The following is a 1,099-nucleotide window of genomic DNA, read 5'->3' as shown; positions in this document are numbered from 1 at the left end:
AGTCATTCTGCGTTCCATCGGCTCCACGCTAAACCCTAAAGTGAGCGTTTCTACGCTTAGTGTAGCTGAGCAGCAAATGGTCGAGATCGCCCGCGCCCTGTCGTTCAACTCAGAGATTCTCATCATGGATGAGCCGACGGCTTCTTTGACCGATAAAGAAATCGAGAAATTGTTTACGATCGTAAACGATCTTAAGAAAAAAGGCGTTTCTATCGTTTACATTTCTCACCGGATGGATGAAATTTTCCGCATTTCCGACCGTTATACCGTACTTCGCGACGGTCATTTTATTAACAGCGGACCGATTACGGAGACGAATCCGGATCATTTGGTGAAGCTGATGGTGGGAAGGGAAATTAAAGACCTTTTCCAGCGAAATGTAACGAAGCCTTCGGAGCTGGCAAACCGCAAGCCGGTTCTTGAATTAAAGCATGTGTCCGACAAAAAAACGGTTAAAGACGTTTCCTTTAAGCTTTATCCCGGAGAAATCGTAGGTCTTGCCGGGCTCGTCGGCGCCGGAAGAACGGAGCTTGTACGCACGATTTTCGGTACTTCAAAGCTTACGCAAGGGGAAATTCTGATTGACGGTCAACCGGTGCGCATTCAATCTCCGTCCGAAGCGATGGGGCTGGGCATTGCCCATGTACCGGAGAGCCGCAAAGAGCAGGGGTTGTTCCCGAACCTGTCTGTTAAAGAAAATATTTTGATGGCCCAAATCCGGACTTACCGCAGCGCGGGCATCCTCCAATACGGCAAAATGGATGCGGATGCTGACGGATTTATTCAGGAGCTCGGCATTAAGACGGCATCGCGGGAACAGAATGTGATGGGTCTCAGCGGCGGCAACCAACAGAAAGTGGTCATTGCCAGATGGCTGTCGATTTCACCTAAGGTGCTGCTGCTCGACGAGCCGACCCGGGGAGTCGACATCGGAGCAAAGACCGAAATTCATAAGATTATTAGTAAACTGGCCGAGAAAGGCTTGGCAGTATTGATGATTTCGTCCGAGCTGCCTGAAATTTTGAGTGTAAGCGATCGAATTCTCGTTATGCATGAAGGGAAAATCAGGGCCGAGCTGCCGCGCAGCGAGGCGACTCAG

Annotated in this window: 1 protein-coding gene; it reads left to right on the top strand. The window is 50.0% G+C overall.

What is annotated here, in order from left to right; all coding sequences use genetic code 11:
- Positions 1 to 1,099: sugar ABC transporter ATP-binding protein (locus AC0YNZ_RS31420; RefSeq protein WP_475830278.1), on the top strand; the 1,099-nt coding region annotated here is incomplete at both ends.

This window comes from Paenibacillus sp. J2L1-98 (assembly GCF_056269405.1).
Note: the sequence above shows the minus strand (reverse complement) of the source record. Positions and strands in the feature narration are given on the sequence as shown.